This is a genomic window from Hydrogenophaga sp. BPS33 (genome assembly GCF_009859475.1).
Lineage (GTDB): Bacteria > Pseudomonadota > Gammaproteobacteria > Burkholderiales > Burkholderiaceae_C > Hydrogenophaga.
The window spans coordinates 357,539-377,520 of sequence record NZ_CP044549.1; the positions used below are offsets into that span (position 1 = coordinate 357,539).

General features: G+C 69.6%; 10 protein-coding genes. 5 read left to right on the forward strand and 5 right to left on the reverse strand.

All coding sequences use genetic code 11. The features are described 5' to 3' along the window. Positions 1-8: 8 nt before the first annotated feature. Together F9K07_RS01655 and F9K07_RS01660 are read right to left on the reverse strand one after the other, a co-directional pair. Positions 9-1,475, reverse strand: coding sequence for a UbiA family prenyltransferase (locus tag F9K07_RS01655; protein WP_159588751.1), 1,467 nt, complete (start codon positions 1,473-1,475; stop codon positions 9-11). A 49-nt stretch (positions 1,476-1,524) separates the two neighbouring features. Continuing rightward, on the reverse strand, positions 1,525-1,932 hold the full coding sequence (locus F9K07_RS01660; RefSeq protein ID WP_159588753.1) for a hypothetical protein: 408 nt from the start codon (positions 1,930-1,932) through the stop codon (positions 1,525-1,527). A 254-nt stretch (positions 1,933-2,186) separates the two neighbouring features. On the opposite strand from F9K07_RS01660, the gene F9K07_RS01665 reads away from it, so the two are divergent. Then, on the forward strand, positions 2,187-3,323 hold the full coding sequence (locus F9K07_RS01665; RefSeq protein ID WP_159588755.1) for a lactonase family protein: 1,137 nt from the start codon (positions 2,187-2,189) through the stop codon (positions 3,321-3,323). Positions 3,324-3,330: 7 nt separating this feature from the next. On the opposite strand, the gene F9K07_RS01670 is transcribed toward F9K07_RS01665, so the two are convergent. The 3 genes from F9K07_RS01670 to F9K07_RS01680 form a co-directional block, all read right to left on the reverse strand. Continuing rightward, a complete protein-coding gene (locus tag F9K07_RS01670; RefSeq protein WP_159588757.1) occupies positions 3,331-3,537 on the reverse strand; it encodes a hypothetical protein in 207 nt (68 codons plus the stop codon). Positions 3,538-3,560: 23 nt separating this feature from the next. Then, entirely contained in the window at positions 3,561-4,709 is a 1,149-nt protein-coding gene (locus F9K07_RS01675; RefSeq protein ID WP_201451561.1) for an AI-2E family transporter, read from the reverse strand. Between the two features lie 193 nt (positions 4,710-4,902). Next, positions 4,903-5,643 (reverse strand): sulfite exporter TauE/SafE family protein, encoded by a 741-nt coding sequence (locus F9K07_RS01680; protein ID WP_159588759.1) that lies wholly within the window; start codon positions 5,641-5,643, stop codon positions 4,903-4,905. Between the two features lie 82 nt (positions 5,644-5,725). On the opposite strand from F9K07_RS01680, the gene F9K07_RS01685 reads away from it, so the two are divergent. The 4 genes from F9K07_RS01685 to F9K07_RS01700 all read left to right on the forward strand — a co-directional run bounded on the left by F9K07_RS01685 (position 5,726) and on the right by F9K07_RS01700 (position 19,826). Then, positions 5,726-6,637 (forward strand): LysR family transcriptional regulator, encoded by a 912-nt coding sequence (locus F9K07_RS01685; RefSeq protein WP_159588761.1) that lies wholly within the window; start codon positions 5,726-5,728, stop codon positions 6,635-6,637. 511 nt (positions 6,638-7,148) lie between these two features. Then, positions 7,149-15,587: a DUF7933 domain-containing protein gene (locus F9K07_RS01690; RefSeq protein ID WP_159588763.1), complete on the forward strand. Its 8,439-nt coding sequence runs from the start codon at positions 7,149-7,151 to the stop codon at positions 15,585-15,587. Further along, complete coding sequence (locus F9K07_RS01695) at positions 15,584-18,748, forward strand: hypothetical protein (RefSeq protein WP_159588765.1); 3,165 nt, start codon at positions 15,584-15,586, stop codon at positions 18,746-18,748. Before F9K07_RS01690 ends, F9K07_RS01695 begins: the two co-directional genes overlap by 4 nt. 22 nt (positions 18,749-18,770) lie before the next feature. Further along, positions 18,771-19,826 (forward strand): OmpA family protein, encoded by a 1,056-nt coding sequence (locus F9K07_RS01700; RefSeq protein ID WP_159588767.1) that lies wholly within the window; start codon positions 18,771-18,773, stop codon positions 19,824-19,826. The last annotated feature ends 156 nt before the right edge of the window (positions 19,827-19,982 follow it).

Below are 19,982 nucleotides of genomic sequence, written 5' to 3' on the forward strand. Positions count from 1 at the left end.
TCCGGAGGTCAAAGGCCGACGGTGGCCACCAGGCCGATGCCGCCCATCACGAGCAGCGTGACCCAGCTGAACGGGTCCTTCAAGGCGAACTGCAGCGGGTCTTCGCCGTGCAGTTCGCGCCGCCCGGTCTTGAGCCAGATGCGCATGATCCACAGCAGCAGCACGGGCGCGGCGAGCCACAACGCGTCGGGGTGGGCGTAGAGCTTCTGGCTGTTCTGGCTGTCGATGTACAGCGCCAGCACCATCACCGAGAGAAAGCCGCTGGCCATGCCCATGGCGCGCAACGAGGCCAGGTCGCGCGCCTGGTAACCGCGCCCGGGGGCGAGCGTGCGGTCCTCGTCTTCGAGTTCTTCGAGTTCGGCGCAGCGCTTGATCAGCGCCAGGCTCAGGAACAGGAAGATCGAGATGGCGAGCAGCCAGTTCGACAGGTCCACGCCCGAGGCCACCGCGCCCGCGCCGATGCGCAGCGTGTACAGGCCCGAGAGCACCAGCACGTCGATCAGCGCCAGCCGCTTGAGGACCAGGGAGTACGCCAGGGTGGTCACGGTGTAGGCCAGCAGCACCACCGCAAAGGCGGTCGACACCTGGAAGGCGAGCACGAAGGCCAGGGCCAGCATCACCGCGCCCAGCAGCACCGCCGGCACGATGCCGATCGCGCCTGAGGCCAGCGGGCGGTGGCGCTTGATGCGGTGCGCGCGGTCGTTGGGCAGGTCCAGCAGGTCGTTGACCAGGTAGGTGGCGGAGGCGCACAGGCCAAACGCGATGAAGGCGATCAATACCGCGCCCCAGAGCGCCGGATCGAGCGAGTGGGCGGCCAGCAGGGGCACGAACAGCAAGCCGTTCTTGGACCACTGCTTGAGCCGGATCGCGCGCAAGACCGTCTTCAGGCTCAAGGGCTTGCGCTCGAACACCTGGGCGCTGGGTTGCTCGCGTTGCAGCGAGGCCACCACACCCGACGGGGCGTTCACCGCGATGGCCTGGGCGCTGCCGGCCCACACCTCGAGGTCGTCGCGGCTGTTGCCGGCATAGGCCCAGGCGGTGTGGCCGTGCGCGCGCGCATGGGCGTCGATGGCGGCGCGCTTGTTCGCGCGGCTCAGGTTGACGCCATCGCCTTGCGCGTTGGTTCCGATGGTGTCGTCGAACACGCCCAGGTGGTCGGCCACCTCGCGCACGATGCGCGCGTCCGCCGCGCTGGCCAGCACCAGGGGGCGGCCGCGTGCGTGTTCGGCGCGCAGATGGTCCACGAAGGCTTCGTGGTACGGCAGGTGCGCCGGGTCGGGCCGCACCGCGTCGGCCAGGCGCTGCTTGAAGCCCGCTTTTCCGCTGGGCAGCCACGCCAGCATGCGCAACAGGTTCAGCGGGTTGCGCCGCACGAACAGCATTGCCGATTCGTGCAAGGTGTCGCTGAGGGTGAGGGTGCCGTCCAGGTCCACGTAGAGCGGGCAGGTATCGGGCAGGGTGGCGGGATGCGTCAAGGCGGCGCTTCGTGCGAAGGGTGGCGAAGGGGTGATTCTAGAGAGAGGCTCAGGGCGCGCCGCCACTCTGGCGCAGCGTGGCCGGGGTCTGAAGCCGCCCCGCCAGCCAGTGCAACGCGGTGGCCAGCACCAGCAGGGCCACCAGGCCCAGCGCCCAGGTTGCCCACACCACGGGCGCGACCCATTCCACCAACTGGCCCGAGGCATGGGGCAGCACCCGCGCGAGGCCTTGCACCAGACCGAGCCAGGCGGTCTGCAGGGCACCGAGCCAGGTCGGGTCGATCCAGCTGGTCAACCAGCCGGGCAGTTCCCATTGGCCGGCCGCGCTGGCGGTGCTCGTGGCCTGGCCCGAGGCCAGCATCGACAGCAGCCATTGCGTGACCTGCACCGAGGCGGCGGCCAGGCCCGTCCAGCACAGCGCGAACAGGCCGAACACACTCCAGATCAAGGGCTTCATGACAGGTTTGCGCCGAACGGGGCGAATGGCAGGGTGGGGGAGGGGTGGTTCAAGGCGGTGGGCATGGGTGAAGAGGTTCCTGTCTTTCGGAAAGAGGTCGTGTTGAGAGAGGCTCCTAGCGTAGCGGGTTCCCGCTCTGTACATCGCTGCACGGCCGGGCGGCGGTACGGCTGGCGCGCTCAGGGGAAACCAGTAGCGCAAAGGTCGTCGGGAAAGCCACCCATCCCCCGCAGCTTTTCAAAAAGGATGGACGCATGTTGCATTACCGCCGTTTTTCCCCCCGCCGCCTGCCAGGGGCTCTGTGCCTTTCGTTGTGGATCGGGTTGTCCGCTTGTGGCGGCGACGCCGGCGTGGCGCCGACCGCCCCACCGCCGCCCGCCCGCGAGCGGTTTGTGTACGTGGCCAACCAGCTCAGCAACCAAGTCTCGGCCTACCGCGCCGACGCCACCACCGGCGCGCTCACCCCCCTGCCAGGCTCGCCGTTTCCGGCCGGCAACACAGCCTACGCGGTGGCGGTGCACCCCGCGGGGCCATTCGCCTATGTGTTGAACTGGGCTTCGAGGGACATCCTGACCTACACCATCCACCCCACCACGGGTGCATTGGCGGTGCTGCCAGGTCCTTCCACCCCGGCGGGCGCCCGTCCCACCGCGTTGACGATCTCGCCCACGGGCCGGTTTGCCTACGCGACGAACTCCGCCAGCAACGCGGTGGCGGCCTTCACCATCGACGCCAGCACCGGCACGCTCACCGCCGCGCCGGGTACCCCGGTGGGACCGGGCAGCTTTCCCATCGACCTTGCGGTCGCGCCGGGAGGCCAGTTCGCCTATGTGGCCAACAGCGGCACCAACGACGTGGCGGCCTACGCCGTTGACGCCACCACCGGTGCGCTCACCGAGCTGGCGGGGCCGCGGGCGCTGGCGGGCGCGATGCCCAATGCGCTAGCGGTGTCCCCCGATGGCAAGTTCGCCTTCGTGGTCAACCTTGGCGGCGGCAGCGTCTCCGCCTACGCCATCCACGCCGCCACCGGCGCGCTGGCGCCCGCGCCGGGGTCGCCGTTCCTCGCGGGCTCAGGGCCCGAGAGCATCGCGATCGATCCCAGCGGGAAGTTCGTGTACGTCACGAATTCCAACGACAACAACGTGTCGGCGTACGCCATCAACAGCGCGACCGGCGCACTCTCGAACGTGGTGGGCTCGCCATTCGACACGGGTCTGCCCCCGGGTGTCATCGCGATCGATCCGGACGGCAGGTTTGCCTACGTAAGCCATTCGACTTCGACCGGCATCTCGGCTTATGCGATCCACCCCACCACCGGCGCACTTACCCGCGTGGCAGGCTCGCCCTTCGCCACCGGCCTGGCGCCACGCGGCATTGCCATCACGCGGTAGCGGCACATCAGCGCGTGCCGGACGCGCTTGCGGGGCACACGAAGGCGCAGCCGGGCGGCGTGCGGCCCACGAAGCGGCCATCGGGGCACTGCATCACGTCTTGCGTACACAGGATGGGGCCACGCTCGCCGGCCGGCGGCGCGGGGGTGGTGGGGCTGGCGCAGGCCGAGAGTCCCAGGGCCAGCGCGGCGGCGCAGAGGGTAGAGAGGTTCATGTGGCGGTTGTCACGGGTTGTTGTCACGGGGCCGCGGGGGGCGATTTGACCTCGTGTACGACCGGCTCGGCAGGGAGGGCCTGCGCACCTGCATCGTCGGTCGCCATCGCCGCGGCGCGCGCGCGTACCCGGGTGGCCGTGCCGATGTCCCACACCGCCACGAACATGGCCGCGATCACCGGGCCGACCACGAAGCCGTTGATGCCCATCACCGCGATGCCGCCCACGGTGCTGATGAGCACCAGGTAGTCGGGCATGCCGGTGTCCTTGCCCACGAGCAAGGGGCGCAGGACGTTGTCGACCAAGCCGATCACCAGCACGCCAAAGGCCACGAGTCCGATCGCTTCCAGGGTCTGACCGGTGGCGAACAGCCAGATCGCAACCGGCCCCCACACCAGGCCCGCGCCCACCGCCGGCAGCAGCGAGAGCACGGCCATGAGCACGGCCCAGAGCAGCGCGGCGTTGATGCCCAGGGCCCAGAACGCCAGGCCACCCAGCGCGCCTTGCACCACCGCGACCACCAGGTTGCCTTTGACCGTCGCGCGCAGCACGGTACCCATCTGCTGCAGCAGCTCCTGCTTGTCCTCGGGCGGCAGCGGGATCGCCATGCGGATGGAGCGCACCAGCGCGCCACCATCGCGGACCAGGAAATACGCCAGGTACAGCGCGATGAACAGGCCGACCACCAGGCCCAGCAGGTCTTGGCCGAAGTTGAGCGTCTGCGTCGCGATGAACTGGCTGCCCTGCGTGAGGATCTGTGCGAGCTTGCGTTGAAGGAGCTCGAAATTGCCCAGTCCAAAACGCGCGAGCAGGTCGGTGAGCCAGTCGGGCAGGGCATCGAACATGTGACGCAGGGTCTGCGCCGGCTTGAGTTCCCCGGACTCGATGCGCGCATACAGCTGGCTGGCTTCGCGCGCCAGCGAACTGGCCACCAGCACCGCCGGCATTACCACCACCACGATCGCCGCCGCCAGCGTGGTGAGCGCGGCCAGGTTGCGGCGTTCGCCCATGCGCGGCAGCAGCCACCGGTACAGCGGCGTGAACAGCAGGGCGATGATCGCGCCCCAAAGAATGGTGCCGTAGAACGGCAGCAGGATCCAGACGAAGGCCACCGTCGCCGCCACCAGCAGCACGCGCAGCATGACCGAGCCGGAGAGCGGCTTCAAGGTCATGGTCATCGGGCCGAGATCCGTGGGTGGCCGAGGCGGCGCGTCGGCGGCGGGGGATGGCGTGTCGGGTGTGTCCTGGTTCATGGCGCAATCTGTGGTGGTCGACAGGCGCAGTATGCCGGCGGTGGGCGGCCATCGCCGATTTCTCGTGCGGATGGGCATGTTGCCCGGCCCGCCTTGCACGAGATCCGCAGCCCTACATTGCGCGTGCCAGCATCAGCAGGCCCAAGGCGGTGAACACCGCGAAGAGCGCGCGCTGGAACACCGGCAGCGGCAGGCGCTGGCGCCAGCGCGCGCCCAGCCACAGGCCTGCAAACGCCGCCAGCAGGGCCAACGCATGCGCCGTGAGAGGGAGCGCGCTGCCGCCCCACAGCGCCACCGGCCCCAGGCGCGCCGCCAGCGCCAGCGTGGCGAGCAGGAAACTCAGGCCCAGCGCCTGGATGAGCGCGTCCTTCTCCATCCGCAGCGATTGCAGGAATGGCGTCATGGGCATGACGAACACGCCGGTGGCCGCGGTCAACACGCCCGAGAGCATGCCGGCCAAGCTGCCGGCCGGCAGCGCGAAGCGGCCCGGTTGCGGCAGCGCTGGCTTGACCAGTCCCCACAGCCCATAGACCACCAGCACCGCGCCCAGTGTGGCGCGCGCGGTCGTGCCGGTGCTGGCCAGATCGGGCAGGGGGCTCCAGAGCGTCGCCGCGACGAGGCCCAGCCACATCGGCCACAGGCGGCGCCACAAGTCCCCGGCATGCGGCCCGATGCACTGCGCAACATTCGTCAACAGCGAAGGCAGCAGCATCAGCGTGGCGGCGGTCGTGGCCGGCATGAACAGGCCGAGCAGGGCCATGGAGAAGGTGGGCAGTCCCATGCCGGAAACGCCCTTGACCGCGCCCGCGGCCAGGAAAACGAGGGGGATCGACCAGAGCCAGAGTGTGTCCATGGCCGCCATGGTTCGGCGCGCCCGCGGATCTGTCCATCGCGAAAGCGCGGAGGTATCCTCCGCCAAAGCCGGAGGATCGTCCATGCCCGCCACCCCCACCTACCGCATCGACCCGTTCGATCTGCGCCTCTTCGCCGCGGTCGTCGAGCATGGCTCCATCACGGCGGGCGCGCGCCACATCCACCTCTCACTGGCGGCGGCGAGCACGCGGTTGCAACAGTTGGAGCACGCGGTGGGCGCAGCCTTGTTGCTGCGTTCCAAACAAGGTGTGCGCACCACCGATGCGGGCCGCACGCTGCTGCTGCACGCGGGCCGGCTGCAGCGCGACATGGAGGCGCTGCATGCCGATATGGCGGCCCACGCGCACGGGGTGCGCAGCACGGTGCGCGTGCTGTGCAACACGGCAGCCATGGCAGAGCACCTGCCACCGCTGCTGGGGCGCTTTCTGCTGGCACATCCCGAGATCGACGTCGACCTGCGCGAGCTGGGCAGCCGCGACGCGCTGATGGCGATGCGGCAGGAGCAGGCGGACATTGGCGTGCTGGCCGACTACGTGGGCACCGAGGGCCTCGCCACGCGGCACTTTCGTGAGGACCGCCTGGTGGCGGTGCTGCCGCGCCAGGGCGCGCGCGCATCGCGGCAAGCACTGCCTTTCGTGGACCTGCTGCAGCGGCCTTTCGTGGGCCTGCCCAGTGAAAGCGGTCTCAGCCGCCTCCTGTACGACAAAGCCTTGCAGCACGGCCGCGGCCTGCACCACCGGGTGCGTGTGCGGGGGCTGGACACGGTGATGCAACTGGTGGGTGACGGTGTGGGCGTGGCGGTGGTGCCGCAGGCCACAGCGCTGCGCCTGGCCAGCGAGCGCGTGGTGGCGCGCCCACTCAGCGACAGCTGGGCCACGCGGCAGCTGCTGCTCTGCACGGCTGCGGGCGACACGCCACCGGGCGCCGGGGCGGCCGCGCTGCACGCCTTTCTGGCCCGTCACGGCGCCGGCTGAACCCGCTGACCGCGCGCACGCGCCGGGACCCCCTGGGGTCGCCGGCTTTTTTTTCGTCCCGCAGGTGGTTCGGCGGCGGTCGTTCTGTTGTGCAAATCAAACAGTTTTCGTCGCATAAGCGTTTTAACAAATTATTAACTAATAAGTCATGAGTGCAGGTTTGTGAGCGCCAACGATTGCTATGTAATTTGAAGCAAAAATATGGGCAATTTTTTTGGTGTAGATCCATAAAAGTCAGTCAAATCAACAGTCTTTTAACAATCAAATGATTGTTTAGGCATGTATTTTCTCTAGCGCATATTTCTTCATTTAATCTATTTCCCACACTAATAACGTCGTTAACATGTCGCAATTCGCAAGCGCCGATATAGTGCGTGCGGTGAAGAAATGTGAGTGTGTGTGTGGAAATGTGACGGCACGCACCTCGTCATAAAGGGCGCGCCCGGCCTGCCAGCCGGGCGTCCCAGAGGGGCACGCGGTGTTCGTTCGCGTGCCAACCAGAGGAAAAACCATGCTTCGATTTTTTGCACGTGGCGAGGCCACGGGTAGGCGCGCGCCTGCGCGCTCACGGGACCGCGCTCGTTCGACTTCGGGGCGCCGCCTCTGGCGCGCGCTCGGCCTGGCAGTTGCGGGTTCGGTGTTGTCGCTCACCAGTGCCCACGCCTCCCTGGTGGTGGCCCAGGCGGTGAGCGCCAGCACCATCTCCGTGGGCGACCGCACCCGCCTCACGATCACGGTGAGCAACGACTCGGCGCAAGAAGATGGCGCGCAGCTGATCAACAACCTGCCCTCGCAACTGCGCCTGTATCCCTCGTCCTACCCGGGCTACGTGGCCCCCAGCAGCACATGTGCGGGCGCCGTCTTCGCGCCTGCGCCCAACCCCGCGCCGGGTACCGACAGCATCACCGTCAGCAGCTTCACCATCCCCGCGCACAGCGGTGGCGTGGACGGCGCCTGCACGATTTCCTACGACATCACGTCCTACAACGGTGGGGGCACCTGGAACAACGTCATCAGCCCGACCGACCTCACGCCCACGGCGGTGTCGCCCGCGCAGCAGAGCGTGCTGGTCAATGCCTTGCTGTTGCCTGCCGTGTCCAAGAGCTTCGCCGCCAGCCCGCTCACGCAAGGCCTCTCGACCACCGCCACCATCACGCTGAGCAATCCCAACAGCGGGGTGAATATCCCGCTCACCAGCTTTGTCGACAACCTGCCCGCCAACCTGCAGGCCACGGGCATCGTGAGCAACACCTGCGGCGGCACGCTCAGCCACACCGCCAGCACCGTCACACTCACCGGCGGCGCCATTGCGGCGGGTGCGCCCGGCACCTGCGCCATGCGCTTCACCGTGGTCGGCGTGCTGGCCCCCGGCGTGGCGTCGCAGGCCGGCGCGAACAGCTTGCCCGCCAGTGCCGTGGGCAATACGCGTGGCCTTACCTCGCCAGCCACGTCCACCAACATCACCGTCAACAGCCCGATCACGTTGCAGAAGGGCTTCTCGGTCTCGCCGCTGACGGCGGGCGCGGACTCGCTGCTCACGGTGCGCATCGGCAACAACAGCGCCGCCGCGCTGACCAACGTCAGCCTGGACGATCTCGTGGGCGGCGCCTGGCCCGCCGCGTTGCGCAACTCGGGCGCCATCGGTGCCGCGCAACTCAATGGCTGCGGCGCGGGCGCTTCGCTCGTGGCGGGCGACGACGGGGGTGTGGAAAAAGGCTTTCAGCTCACCGGCGCGGAAATCGCACCGAGCACGGAATGCCGCATCCAGTTCAACGTCACCAGCACCGTTACCGGCACGCACACCAACAGCTTTCCCGCTGGTGCGGTGGGCAACGCGCAAGGCTTCCATTCGCCCGCTCGGCCGGCCAGCATCGAAGTTCGCGACAACGCGCTGACCGTGGCCAAGTCGTTCAGCCCCACCACCGTGGCGCCTGGCGACGTGGCCACCTTCGCGGTGGCGGTTACTTCGTTCAGCCTGGCGCCGCAAACCAGCGTGACGTTCACCGACACGCTGCCCGCGGGCATGGTCTACGTGGACAACACCACCGGCGGCATCGCGCCCACCATCAGCGGCGGTTGCAGCTTCTCCGCAGGCATGCCGGCACCGCTGGTCACCGCGCCCGCGTTCACCTTCGACTTCCCCGGCGCCGCGCCGGGTGGCACCACCTGCGTGGTGCGTTTCACTGCGCGCGTGCCGGCCAACGCCACGCCCGGCACCACGCTCACCAACGCCAGCTTCGGCGCGGGCAACGGCACGGTCACCGGCACCTCGGGTTCGGTGAGCCTGACGGCGGTCAACCCGCTGGTGGTCACCAAGACCTTTGACGGCGTGGCCGCGCGCCAGCGCTTCCAGGGCACGCCCTCGGTGGTCCAGATCGAACTGACCAACAACAATTTCTCGACGCTCACCAACGTCAACTTCACCGACACCTTGCCCGCCGCGTTGCGCGTGGCCAACCCGGCCAACGCCAGCACCACCTGCGGCGGCACCGTCACCGCCACACCGGGGAGCGACAGCTTCACGCTCAGCGGCGGCAGTGTGCCGGCGCGTGGCGGCAGCAGCCCGTTCCTGCCCGGCCAGTGCAGCGTGCGCGTGACCGTGGTGGGTGGCGCGGTGGCCGTGCACAGCAACCACATTCCGGCCTACAACGGCAGCAACGCCGCCGACACCGTGAGCGCCACCGGCACCGTGGCGAATGTGCCGGGCAGCACCATCCGCAACCTCAACAGCACCACCGCCACGCTGGAATACCTGCCCGCGCTCACGGTGGCCAAGACCTTCCTGACCAACCCGGTGCAGGTCGGCGGCACCAGCCGCGTGCGCATCACCCTGGGCAACACCGGCAACGGCCAGCTCACCGGCGTGAGCGCCACCGACCCGCTGGCCGGCACGGGCCTGACGATCGCTACACCGGCCAATGCCAGCACCACGTGCGCCGGTCCGGTCGTGCTCAACGTGCCCGATGGCGGCAGCACCGCGGCCCTCAGCGGCGCGAGCATCGCCGGTGGCACCACCTGCGACTTCCTGTTCGACGTGCTCGCCACCTCCGGGACGCCCTCGGTGAACACGCTCGCGCCGGGTGCGGTCACGGCCGACGGCGGGGTGGCCAGCACCAACCCCACCACGGCCACCTTGAACAAGGTCACCAGCAGCGTGAACCTGACCAAGGCTTTCTCGCCCACCACCATCGCCGGTCCGGGCAGCGTCTCGCGCCTGACGATCAGCATCGCCAACGCCAGCGCCACCGCGCTCACCAACGTGGCCGTGACCGACAACATGCCCAGCGGCATGGTGATTGGCGTGGTGCCCAATGCGAGCACCACCTGTGCCGGCGGCATCGTCAACGCAGTGACCGGCAGCGGCAGCGTGTCCCTCAACGGGGGCAGCCTGGCGGGCAACAGCACCTGCGAGGTGGCGGTGGACATCACCTCCTCGGCTGTTGGCACGCTCAACAACACCTTGCCGGCCGGCGCGGTCACCAACACGCAGGGTGTGACCAACGCCGCGCCCTTCACCGCCAACCTCGCCGCGCTCGCCGGCCTGGGCGTGGAGAAGCACTTCGAACCGACGGCCGTGGCGGCCGGGCAGCCCGCGCTGCTGGTGATCCGCGTGCGCAACTCGCTGGTGCAGCCGCTCACCAACATCTCCACCACCGACAACCTGCCCGCCGGCATGGTGGTGGCCACGCCCGCCAACGCGAGCACCACCTGCGCGGGTGCGGTGATCACCGCCATCGGCGGCAGCGACAAGGTGTCGTTCCGGGGCGCGCAGCTGGCCGCCGGCCCGAGCCTGTGCGAGGTGCGCGTGAACGTGCTCGTGCCGCTGGCCGGCGCCTACGTCAACACCATCCCGGGGGGCACGGTGGTCGCCAACGACGGCGCAGTGACCAACCCGCAGCCCGGCCCCAGCGCCACGCTGCACGTGCTGCAGCCGCCGACTGTGGCCAAGGCCTTCGCGCAAACCGTGGTCGCCGCGGGCGCGTCCAACCGCCTCACCATCACCATCACCAACCCCAACGCCACCCAGGCACTCACCGGCGTGGCGCTGCGCGACAACCTGCCCACGGGCCTGTTCGTCGCGCCCGTGCCCAACGCCAGCACCACCTGCGTGGGCGGCAGCGTGAGCGTGGAAGCCTCGTCCGCCGCCGCGCAGATGTCGGCCGGCACGGTGCCGGCCGGCGGCTCGTGCACCTTCTGGTTCGACACCGTGTCCAACGTGCCGGGCCTCTACACCAACACCATCCCCACCGGCGCCATCACCAGCACGCAGGGCGTGAGCAACGGCGACCCGGCCAGCGCCTCGGTGCGCGTGCTCGAACCGCCGACGGTGACCAAAGCCTTCGTGCCGCCCACCATCGCCCCCAATGGCGTGTCGCGCCTGACCATCACGCTGGGCAACAACAACGCCGGCGCGCAGACCTTGCTGCAGGCGCTGGACGACACGCTGCCCGCTGGCGTGGTCGTGGCCTCGCCCGCAAACATCGGTGGCACATGCACCACGGCCTCGGTCACCGCCACGGCGGGTTCCGCGCTGGTGCGCTACGCCAACGGCGCGAGCATCCCGCCGGGCGGCTGCACCATCGCGGTGAACGTCACCGCGGCGGCCACCGGTACGTACCCCAACGTCATCCTGGCCGGCGCGCTGCGCACCGGCGCGGGCAGCAACCCCGCGCCGGCCGAGGCCGAACTCGTGGTCAGCCCACTGGGATCGATCTCGGGCCGCATCTACTTCGACGCGAACGACAACGGCGTGTACGACGCGGGTGAGTCGCCGCTGGCAGGACAGCCGGTCAGCCTGATCCGGTCGTTCGACAGCCTGGTGCTGCAGAAGACCACCACCGACGCGGGTGGCTTCTATGCGTTCACCGGACTGGTCGACACCGCCACGCTGGGCTCGGACTACACGGTGCGCTACCTGCGCGGTGGCAGCGACGTGCTCGGCGCGGGTGGTACGGCCTCGCCCTCGCCCCTGGTCAACCCGATCAGCGGCAGCTTCCCCGGGCGCGTGACCGCAGCCTCCGGCACCGAGTCCAGCATCGTGGGCAGCGGCGCAATCGGCACACGCAACAACAGCAACGTCGACTTCATCTCGCGCCGCAGCAACATCGTGCTGAACACCACCGGCGGCAACGTGGCCAGCTCGATCAACAACAACTTCGGTGAGGTGCTGCCGTCGGAGATCGGCGGCAAGGTGTACCGCGACGACAACCACAACGGCGTGCCCAACGGCACCGAGCCCGGCCTTGCCGGCGTGCCGATCACGCTGGTCGGTGTGGACGATCTGGGCCAGACGGTCACGATGACGACCACCACCAACGCCAGTGGCGACTACAGCTTTACCGGCCTGCGGCCGAGCTGTGCACCGTTGAACCTGCCTTCCTGCCCCGGCTACGTGGTCACGCAAGGTGCGCAACCTGCCGGCACGGTCAACGGCATTCCCACGGCGGGTACCGTGGTGAACCAGAGCTCGGGCAGCGCCACCGGCACGCCCGGTACCGCGTCGAACAACGCGCCGGCCATCAGCGGTGCTTACGTGATCCCGGCCGGCACCAGCCGCGTGAGCGGCATCGTGCTGCCGCCCAACGCGCGCTCGGCCGGCAACAACTTCGGCGAGATCGCCAACGACCGCAGCGTCAGCGGCAGCGTCTTCGTCGACCGCAACGGTGACGGCCAGTTCAACGGCAGCGATGGCGGTGTGGGCAGCGGCGCCAGCGGGGTGAACAACGTGGCGCAGACGCTCACGCTCACCGGCAACGACCTCAACGGCAACCCGGTCTCGCTCACCACCACGACCGATGCCAACGGCGACTACACCTTCACCGGCGTGCCCCCGGGCAGCAACTACACCGTGACCTGCACCAGCTGCTTGCCCCCGGCCGGTTTCAACAACAGCACCGTGCCCCTGGCCTGGCCCGGCAGCACCGGCGGCAGCGCGGGCGGCACGCAAGCCGTGCCCGCCATCACCGGCATCGACCTCAGCGGCGTGCAAACCGCCTCGGTGGACAACCGCTTCACCAAGACGCTGCCCGGCAGCCAGATCGCCGGTGTCGTGTACTTCGACCCGGACAACAGCGGCGGCCTGTTCACGCCCGACGACCTGCCCGCGCCGAACCAGACGCTGGAGTTGCGCGACAACGCCAGCAACGCGCTGATCGCCACCACCACCACCGACACCAACGGCGCCTACAGCTTCAGCGGCGTGCCGCCGGGCAACTACCGCGTGGTCATGCCCGCGCTGCCTGCAGGCACCACGCACGGCAGCACCAGCGCCGGCACACTGGGCGGCGCGCCCAACGGCACGGCCAGCGCGCCCGGCGTGGCGCCGGCCACCATCGGCAACATCACGGTGGCCGCCGACCAGAGCACCGCGAACCACAACTTCCCGCTGGTCTCCGACATTCGCATCGGCGGGCGCGTGTACGAAGACCGCGACTTCGACGGCCAGTTCAACGGCACCGACGTGGGGCTGTCCGGCAACACCATCGGCCTGGTGGGCACCGACGCGTTTGGCAACGCCATCACGCGCTACACCACCACCGACGGCGCAGGCCAGTACAGCTTTGCCGGCCTGCCGCCGGGCAACTACACCGTGCGCCAGACCCAGCCACTGGGCTACACCAGCGTGGCCAACACGCCGGGCCCGGTCACCGGTGGCAGCGCGGGTACCGTGGGCCCGCTGGGCGGCGCGGTGGAAACCATCGCCCTGAGCTTCAACGCCACGCCTGGCGCGGCGCTGCAAGTGAACTTCGGTGAAACGCAGGGCAGCGGGGTGCACGGCTACAAGTCCGCCTTTATCGTCTCGCCGCCGGCCGCCGTGGGCGTCTCGCCCGGTGCGCAGGTGAACTGGCAGATCATTTACCAGAACGACACGCCCAACCCGGTCACGATGGACGTGCGCGATCTGCTGCCCGACTACATGACGCGCACCGGCGCGCCCGCCATCACCCACAACGGCGGCAACGGCGGCGTCTTCACGCCCAATGCCGGGTTCACCGGCACCGCCGGTGGTGACCTGCTGGGCTCGGCCTTCCTGCCGGCCAATGCCTGGATCTCGGTCGACGTGCCCGTGCTCGTTACCGCCGGCGCTACTACCACGCGCTTCAACCAGGCCACGGCCGGCACGCTGAACATCCGCACCGATGCGGTCGACAGCAGCACCCCCACCGGTGGTGCGGGCCAGCCGCCGGCCGGCGTGATCCCGCCGGGCAGCGTGCCGCAGACGCCGTACCAGACCGCGGCCCTCGACCCCACCGGTGTGCCCCTGTCCTCGTTGCCCGCATCGCTCTCCGGCTTTGTCTGGCGCGACAACAACGGTGACCGCCAGCGCGACGCGGGCGACACCCCGTTGCCCGGCTGGGGCGTCGAGGTGCTCGGCAGCGACGGCGTGGCCGTGGCCTGCCGCGCCGCGCCGCCCAACAGCGCCAACGGCTGCGTGACCATGCCCGACGGGCGCAGCCTGTTCCGCACCGGCGCGGACGGCGCCTACGGCGTGATCGGTCTCGTGCCCGGCGACTACAAGGTGTTCTTCCGCGACCCGGCGAACAACGTCATTTACGGCACGCCGCAGAACTCCGGCGGCGACACGAACTCGCGCGTGGCCACCACGCGCGACCACCTCGTCGTCTCCCTGCAGCCGGGCGCCAACGTGGTGCAGCAAGACTTGCCCATCGACCCCTCTGGCGTGATCTACGACGCCACCACCCGCCTGCCGGTGGACGGCGCGGCGGTGCGCTTCTGCGGCCCGCCCGGCTTCAACCCCGCGACCATGCTGGTCGGTGGCGCGAGCTACGCCGTGGTGGGCGGCTGCGCGCAGATGGTCACCGGCCCCAACGGCTTCTACCAGTTCCTGCTGGTGCCGGGCGCGCCCACGGGCGAGTACCGCCTGGAAGCCTCCGCACCGGGCTACACGCCCGCGCCAATCGCCTCCATTCCGCCTGCGCCGGGTGTGCTCACGCCCGCCGGTGCCACGCCTTACCTGGTGCAGGGGCAGGCCGGTCCACCCACCGGCAACCAGCCCACCACCTACCACCTGCGCATGAACCTCGCGCCGGGCATGCCCGACGTGATCCACAACCACATCCCGCTCGAAGCCTTCGCGGGTGGCGGCCTGTTCCTGCAGAAGCAGGCCGGGCGCGACGTGGTCGAGATCGGGGACTCGGTGCAGTACACGCTGCGCGTATTGAGCCCGAACGGCCCGGCCACCAGCGTGACCATCAGCGACAGCCTGCCCGCGGGCCTGCGGCTGATCCCCGGCACGGTGATGCAGGACGCTGCGGCCGTGGCCGACCCGGCCGGCTCGCCTGGCCCGGTGCTCAGCTTCGCCATCGGCAACTTCGCCGCCAACACGCCGGTCACGCTCACCTACCGTGTGCGCGTCGGTGTCGGCGCGCAGCAGGGCGACGGCATCAACCGCGCGCAGGCCTTCGGCAACGTCGGTGGCGTGCCGGTGAGTTCCAACCGCGCCGAAGCGCGCATCCGCATCACCGGCGGCGTCTTCTTCCAGGAAGCCTGCGTGATGGGCAAGGTGTTCGTCGACTGCAACGGCAACCGCATCCAGGACGCCGAGGAAGTCGGCATCCCGGGCGTGCGCCTGTACCTGCAGGACGGCACGCACCTCGTCTCCGACAGCGAAGGCAAGTACAGCATCTGCGGCCTGCCCGCGCGCACCTCGGTGCTGCGCGTGGACCCCACCACGCTGCCCGATGGCAGCCAGCTCGTGACCAGCAGCAACCGCAACGCGCTCGACGCCGGCAGCCTGTTCCTGGACCTGAAGTTCGGCGAGCTGCACCGCGCCGACTTCATCGAAGGCAGTTGCGCGCCGGCCGTGATGGAGCAGGTGGAGAACCGCCGCCGCCTGGGCCAGATCGTCGCTCCCGTGGTCGATCCCAAGACCTCGCCACCGCGCGTCTTCCGATCGGGCCCGCCGGCCCGCGTGGGAGGTGCGAAATGAACCCCGCCCGTTTTGCCATGCGACCTGCTGCCCCCTTCCGCGGCGCCCGCCGCCCGCTCGCGCGCGCCCTGACATCGGCCCTGCTGCTGTTGCCCCTGGGCGCCGCGCTGGCCCAGACCACCGCCCCGGCGCCGCGCTTCACACCGCTGCAGCCCGGCAACGACCCGGCGCGAGGCCCCGGTAGCGCGGCGCTGCCTGCGCCCACCACCGCGCTGCCGCTGGCCGCCAGCTGGCGCGCGAGCAGCCTGGCCGACGACGGCCAACTGGTGCTCGCCGTGGCGCAAGACCAGGTGTTCGCCGACGGCCGCTCGGTGGTTCTCTTGACCGTGCGCCTGTTCGACCGCCAGGGCCAACCCGTGACCACGCCCACCGACGTCACCGTCAGCACCAACCGGGGCCGCGTGCGCCTGCCCGGCGCGGCCATCGACGAACCGCCGCGCCAGAACCTGCGCGTGAGCGTGAGCGGTGGCGAGGCCACCGTGGAACTGGTCGCGTCCTACGAACCGGGCGAGGCCGAACTGCAGGTGCAGTCCAGCAACGTGCTCGTGCGCGGCAACGTCGGCATGGTCACCGAGCGCCGCCCGATGATCGCGGTCGGCGTGGTCGAAGGCGCGATCCACCTCAACCGCCTGGACGCCTCGCAGATCAGCCCGGCGCGCGAGGACGACGGTTTCGAACTGGAGCTCAAGCGCCACACCAACAGCTTCGACAACGGCAAGGGCTCCATCGGCGGGCGCACCGCGTTCTTCCTCAAGGGCATGGTCAAGGGCGATGCGCTGCTCACGCTGGCCTACGACTCCGAGAAGGAGAACAACGGCCGCCTGTTCCGCGACATCCAGCCCGACCAGTACTACCCGATCTACGGCGACTCCTCGCTGCGCGGCTTCGACGCGCAGTCGCGCCAGCGCCTCTACGTGCGGGTCGACAAGGGTTCGTCCTTCGTGCTCTTTGGCGACTTCAACACCGGCACCGGCGGCCCCGCGCGCGAGCTCAGCCGCCTGAACCGTTCGGTCTCCGGCCTGCAGCTGCACCACGAAGGCGAGACCTTCGAAGCCAACGCCTGGGTCGTGCGCGACAACGTGGCGCAGGTGGTGGACGAGCAACCCGCGCGCGGCGTCTCCGGCCCCTACCGCCTCACCAGCAGCGAAGGCATCTCGGGTTCCGAGAAGGTCGAGATTCTGACGCGCGACCGCAACCAGCCCTCGATCATCCTGCGCACGCAACCCATGGTGCGCTTCGTGGACTACGAGTTCGAGCCCTTCGCCGGCAACATCGTGTTCCGCTCGCCCATTCCCTCGGTGGACGCCAACTTCAACCCGATGTCGATGCGCGTCACCTACGAGGTGGAGCAGGGCGGGCCGAAGTACTGGCTGGGTGGTGTCGACGGCAACTGGCGTATCACCCGCGCACTGGAAGTCGGTGGCAGCTACGTCGAATCGCAAGACCCCTCCGACCCCTACAAACTCAGCGGCGTGAACGCCACGCTGCGTCTGGGCGAGCAGACCTGGGCCCTGGTGGAGGTGGCGCGCTCCGAACGCGAAGCGCTCGGCAACCGCGGCAAGGGCGATGGTGCGCGACTCGAATTCCGCCACGAAGGCGAGCGCCTGGACGCGCGCGTGTGGGTCGGCGAGACCGACCGCGAGTTCCACAACATCTCTTCCTCCTACAACGGCGGGCGCGGCGAAGCCGGCGCGCTGGCGACCTGGAAAGTCAACGAAGACTGGTCGCTGCGCGTGGACGCCATGCGTTCGGAAGACAAGGGCATCGACGCGGTGCGCGAAACCGCTTATGCCGGCGTGCAATACCAACTCACGCCGAAGTGGGTGGTGGGCGTGGGCCTGCGCCATGTCTCCGACGACGGCGGCGTGCCCAACGCCTCGTCGGCCTCGGGCGTGAACATCGCCTCCAACGCCGGCTTCACGCCGTTCCAGCTCAACGCGCCGCTGTTCGCCGCCACCCCCGGCCAGACGCGCAGCTACGACGCGATCTCGGTCAACGCCCAAGGCCAGATCACCGACCGCCTCACCGTGCTCGGCGAAGTCGAGCAGGACGTGTCCAACGCGCGCGGCCAGCGCATCACCCTGGGCGCGGACTACCGCCTGAACGAGCGTTTCCGCGCTTACGGCCGCGCCGAAGTGTCCGACGGCCTGGGCGGCATCAACGGCCTGGCCGTGGACGGGCGCGAAACCGCGTTCGTGGCCGGCCTCTCCAGCGAGACCATTCGCGACGGCGAGATCTTCAACGAATACCGTTTGCGCGACGCCATCTCGGGCGAAGACGCGGTCAACGCCATCGGCCTGCGCCAGACCTTCCGCGTGGCCGAAGGCGTGCGCTACAGCGCCAGCGTCGAACACCAGAAAGCGATCGCCGGCGACACCAGCTCGGCCACCGCGCTCACCGGCGGCGTGGACCTCACCTACGACCCCCACTGGCGCGCCACCGGCCGCCTGGAATGGCGCCGCGACCGCAACCACGACGCCTGGCTCTCCACGCTCGGCGCCACCGTGAAGATCGACCGCGACTGGTCCCTGCTCGCGCGCAACACGCTGTCGCTGCAACAGGCGCGCCACGCCAGCGCCTACGACCAGTGGCAGGACCGCTTCCAGATCGGCGCGGCCTACCGGCAGACCGACTTGAACCGCGTCAACGCGCTCGGCCTGTACGAAATGCGCGCGGAGAAAGACGACAACCCGGGCGTGGACTACCGCCGCACCTCGCACGCCGTGTCGCTGCACGCCGACTACCACCCCAGCCGTCCCTGGTGGCTTACAGGGCGCCTGGCGGGCAAGCGCGTGAACGAGCAGTTCCTCGGTGGCATGAAGTCGAACTACACCGCGTACCTCGCCGGTGGCCGCATTACCTGGGACCTGACCGAACGCTGGGACGTCGGCGCGCAGTACCACGTGATGTGGAGCCCGCAAGGCAACGCGCGGCAGGACTCGGTGGGCATCGAAGCCGGCTACCTCATCAAGTCCAACCTGTGGGTGTCCGTGGGCTACAACGTGCGCGGCTTCCGCGACGACGAACTCACCGGCGCGGCCTACACCCGCAAGGGCGTGTACCTGCGCCTGCGCTTCAAGTTCGACGAAACCCTTTTCCGCGGTGCCGACCCCCACACCAACCGCGCGCTGAGCCCGATGACTTCCGTCGCCCGTCCCTGATCTGTTGAGAGAGACCACCCCGATGAACGCCAACCGTTTTCTCCTGACCTTGCTGGCCAGCGCTGCCTTGGCGGGCTGCGCCGTGACCGATCCCCGCGCCACCGACCGCGCCCCCGGCGCGCAACCGCCCTTTGCCGAGTCCACGCGCTCCACCGACGAGGCCCAGCGCGCCGACCACCGCACGTTGCAGGCGGTGCAGGACCGCCTCGCTGTGCTGCAGAAAGACGGCCGCGTGCCGGTCACCGGCTACCACTGGGCCAAGGCGCAGTGCTGGCTCGACATGGCCCGCCAGAACTACCACGAGAACGACCGCGGTCCGGTGGTGGGCGAGGCCCTGGCCGAGTCGGTGAAGATCGTTGACGTGCTGGAAAAAGGCGACACGCCCGCGGTCACGAACCCGCTGATCGGCGGCAGCGTGAAACTGCGCGACGACCTCTGGGCGCGTGCCGAGCGCGGGCGCACCGGTGCGGGCGCATCCTGCGTGGCCGCGCAGGCCGCGTGCCTGGACGTGCAACTCGTGGCCATGGGCCACGAATACGCCGAGGGCGGCTGGCGCCATGCCAACCCCTACATCGGCATGGCCGAGAACATGGCCCGCCGCATGGAAACCGAACAGGCGCAGTGCGCCGCCCCTGCGCCCGCTGTGGCGGCCGCGCCGGTGGCCACCGAACGCGTCGTGGAGCGCGTGGTCGAACGCCTGGTGATCGCCACCGACGCGCTGTTCGCCTTCGACGGAGCGAACCTGAACGACGCCAGCACCAACGGCCGTGCACGCCTCGACCAGATCGCCCAGCGCGCCAAGGGCCTGCAGGACATCGAACGCATCGTGCTCGTGGGCCACACCGACCGCCTGGGCGACGACGGCTACAACGAGCGCCTGTCGCTGCAGCGCGCCACCACCGTGCGCGACCATCTGGTCGCACGTGGCCTGGACGCATCGCTGATCACGGTCGAAGGCCGGGGCGAGCGCGAGCCCGTGAAAACCTGTTCGGACAGCCTGGCGCGCACCCGGCTCATCGACTGCCTGAAGGACAACCGGCGCGTTGAGGTGGAGATTCGCGGGCGGGTGGGGGGCTGAGACACCCCCCTGCGCCGCTGCGCGGCTTCCCCCCTCCGTGGCGCGCCTTCGGCGCTTCGAGGGGGGACGGCACCTGGGGCCGGCGCAGCCGTCCCTCGGTGCCCCTGGACGAACTCCCCCTCAGCCTACGGCCTACCAGCCACTCGCCGACCTCTG

What these genes read in the sequence shown, in the direction of transcription:
- F9K07_RS01660 (WP_159588753.1), bottom strand. Translation starts at nt 1,932, where the DNA reads ATGAAGCCCTTGATCTGGAGTGTGTTCGGCCTGTTCGCGCTGTGCTGG.
- F9K07_RS01665 (WP_159588755.1), top strand. Translation starts at nt 2,187, where the DNA reads ATGTTGCATTACCGCCGTTTTTCCCCCCGCCGCCTGCCAGGGGCTCTG.
- F9K07_RS01670 (WP_159588757.1), bottom strand. Translation starts at nt 3,537, where the DNA reads ATGAACCTCTCTACCCTCTGCGCCGCCGCGCTGGCCCTGGGACTCTCG.
- F9K07_RS01675 (WP_201451561.1), bottom strand. Translation starts at nt 4,709, where the DNA reads ATGACCTTGAAGCCGCTCTCCGGCTCGGTCATGCTGCGCGTGCTGCTG.
- F9K07_RS01680 (WP_159588759.1), bottom strand. Translation starts at nt 5,643, where the DNA reads ATGGACACACTCTGGCTCTGGTCGATCCCCCTCGTTTTCCTGGCCGCG.
- F9K07_RS01685 (WP_159588761.1), top strand. Translation starts at nt 5,726, where the DNA reads ATGCCCGCCACCCCCACCTACCGCATCGACCCGTTCGATCTGCGCCTC.
- F9K07_RS01690 (WP_159588763.1), top strand. Translation starts at nt 7,149, where the DNA reads ATGCTTCGATTTTTTGCACGTGGCGAGGCCACGGGTAGGCGCGCGCCT.
- F9K07_RS01695 (WP_159588765.1), top strand. Translation starts at nt 15,584, where the DNA reads ATGAACCCCGCCCGTTTTGCCATGCGACCTGCTGCCCCCTTCCGCGGC.
- F9K07_RS01700 (WP_159588767.1), top strand. Translation starts at nt 18,771, where the DNA reads ATGAACGCCAACCGTTTTCTCCTGACCTTGCTGGCCAGCGCTGCCTTG.